5 tRNA genes and 2 rRNA genes (1 of these 7 running past the window's edge) are annotated in these 2,500 nt (G+C 51.8%); all 7 read left to right on the top strand.

The features are described 5' to 3' along the window. Window positions 1–1,826: ribosomal RNA gene (locus NX902_RS00515) — 23S ribosomal RNA — on the top strand (it extends 1,110 nt beyond the left edge of the window). A gap of 90 nt (window positions 1,827–1,916) precedes the next feature. Further along, window positions 1,917–2,033 (top strand): 5S ribosomal RNA (gene rrf / locus NX902_RS00520). Window positions 2,034–2,042: 9 nt separating this feature from the next. Continuing rightward, window positions 2,043–2,118, top strand: a tRNA-Val gene (locus NX902_RS00525). A gap of 25 nt (window positions 2,119–2,143) precedes the next feature. Next, a tRNA-Thr gene (locus NX902_RS00530) sits at window positions 2,144–2,219 on the top strand. Window positions 2,220–2,225: 6 nt separating this feature from the next. Next, a tRNA-Lys gene (locus NX902_RS00535) sits at window positions 2,226–2,298 on the top strand. A 14-nt stretch (window positions 2,299–2,312) separates the two neighbouring features. Continuing rightward, window positions 2,313–2,397: transfer RNA gene (locus NX902_RS00540), tRNA-Leu, on the top strand. Window positions 2,398–2,419: 22 nt separating this feature from the next. After that, a tRNA-Gly gene (locus tag NX902_RS00545) sits at window positions 2,420–2,494 on the top strand. The last annotated feature ends 6 nt before the right edge of the window (window positions 2,495–2,500 follow it).

Raw genomic sequence — 2,500 nt, forward strand, 5'->3', positions numbered from 1 at the left:
TTAGAAGCAGCCACCATTTAAAGAGTGCGTAATAGCTCACTGGTCGAGTGACTCTGCGCCGAAAATGTACCGGGGCTAAACGTATCACCGAAGCTGTGGATTGACATCTTTGATGTCAGTGGTAGGAGAGCGTTCTAAGGGCGTTGAAGCTAGACCGTAAGGACTGGTGGAGCGCTTAGAAGTGAGAATGCCGGTATGAGTAGCGAAAGATGAGTGAGAATCTCATCCACCGAATGCCTAAGGTTTCCTGAGGAAGGCTCGTCCGCTCAGGGTTAGTCGGGACCTAAGCCGAGGCTGAAAAGCGTAGGCGATGGACAACAGGTTGATATTCCTGTACCACCTTTAAATCGTTTGAGCAATGGGGGGACGCAGGAGGATAGGGTAAGCGTGCTGTTGGATTAGCACGTCCAAGCAGTTAGGCTGGTAATGAGGCAAATCCCATTACCACATAAGCGGAGCTGTGACGGCGAGGGAAATATAGTACCGAAGTTCCTGATTCCACACTGCCAAGAAAAGCCTCTAGCGAGATTTAGGGTGCCCGTACCGCAAACCGACACAGGTAGGCGAGGAGAGAATCCTAAGGTGAGCGAGAGAACTCTCGTTAAGGAACTCGGCAAAATGACCCCGTAACTTCGGGAGAAGGGGTGCTCTTGCGGGTGCAAGCCTGCGAGAGCCGCAGTGAATAGGCCCAGGCGACTGTTTAGCAAAAACACAGGTCTCTGCGAAGCCGCAAGGCGAAGTATAGGGGCTGACACCTGCCCGGTGCTGGAAGGTTAAGAGGAGGGGTTAGCACGTTAGTGCGAAGCTCTGAATTGAAGCCCCAGTAAACGGCGGCCGTAACTATAACGGTCCTAAGGTAGCGAAATTCCTTGTCGGGTAAGTTCCGACCCGCACGAAAGGTGTAACGATCTGGGCACTGTCTCAACGAGAGACTCGGTGAAATTATAGTACCTGTGAAGATGCAGGTTACCCGCGACAGGACGGAAAGACCCCGTGGAGCTTTACTGCAGCCTGATATTGAATTTTGGTACAGCTTGTACAGGATAGGTAGGAGCCTTGGAAGCCGGAGCGCTAGCTTCGGTGGAGGCATTGGTGGGATACTACCCTGGCTGTATTGACATTCTAACCCGCACCCCTGATCGGGGTGGGAGACAGTGTCAGGTGGGCAGTTTGACTGGGGCGGTCGCCTCCTAAAAAGTAACGGAGGCGCCCAAAGGTTCCCTCAGAATGGTTGGAAATCATTCGTAGAGTGTAAAGGCACAAGGGAGCTTGACTGCGAGACCTACAAGTCGAGCAGGGACGAAAGTCGGGCTTAGTGATCCGGTGGTTCCGCATGGAAGGGCCATCGCTCAACGGATAAAAGCTACCCCGGGGATAACAGGCTTATCTCCCCCAAGAGTCCACATCGACGGGGAGGTTTGGCACCTCGATGTCGGCTCATCGCATCCTGGGGCTGTAGTCGGTCCCAAGGGTTGGGCTGTTCGCCCATTAAAGCGGTACGCGAGCTGGGTTCAGAACGTCGTGAGACAGTTCGGTCCCTATCCGTCGTGGGCGTAGGAAATTTGAGAGGAGCTGTCCTTAGTACGAGAGGACCGGGATGGACGCACCGCTGGTGTACCAGTTGTCTTGCCAAAGGCATCGCTGGGTAGCTATGTGCGGAAGGGATAAGTGCTGAAAGCATCTAAGCATGAAGCCCCCCTCAAGATGAGATTTCCCATAGCGTAAGCTAGTAAGATCCCTGAAAGATGATCAGGTTGATAGGTTAGAGGTGGAAGCGTGGCGACATGTGGAGCTGACTGATACTAATAGATCGAGGACTTAACTAAAATAATCTTAGCGTAAGCTAAGAAAGATTACTTGTTCTTTCTTTTACTTCATAATCTAGTTTTGAGGGAATAACCTCAAAAATTAAATAGTCTGGTGGCGATAGCGAGAAGGTCACACCCGTTCCCATACCGAACACGGAAGTTAAGCTTCTCAGCGCCGATGGTAGTTGGGGGTTCTCCCCCTGTGAGAGTAGGACGTCGCCAGGCATTATATATGGAGGATTAGCTCAGCTGGGAGAGCATCTGCCTTACAAGCAGAGGGTCGGCGGTTCGATCCCGTCATCCTCCACCATTTATTATTGGACAAACTATATTACGCCGGTTTAGCTCAATTGGTAGAGCAACTGACTTGTAATCAGTAGGTTGGGGGTTCAAGTCCTCTAGCCGGCACCATTTTATGAGCCATTAGCTCAGTTGGTAGAGCATCTGACTTTTAATCAGAGGGTCGGAGGTTCGAATCCTCCATGGCTCATCTTATTTTTGTCTGCGGGTGTGGCGGAATTGGCAGACGCACTAGACTTAGGATCTAGCGCCGCAAGGCGTGGGGGTTCGACTCCCTTCACCCGCACCAATTTATTATCAATTAAATACATGCGGAAGTAGTTCAGTGGTAGAACACCACCTTGCCAAGGTGGGGGTCGCGGGTTCGAATCCCGTCTTCCGCTCCATGAAAC

The organism is Niallia sp. FSL W8-0954, from assembly GCF_038005605.1.
GTDB lineage: Bacteria > Bacillota > Bacilli > Bacillales > Cytobacillaceae > Niallia > Niallia circulans_A.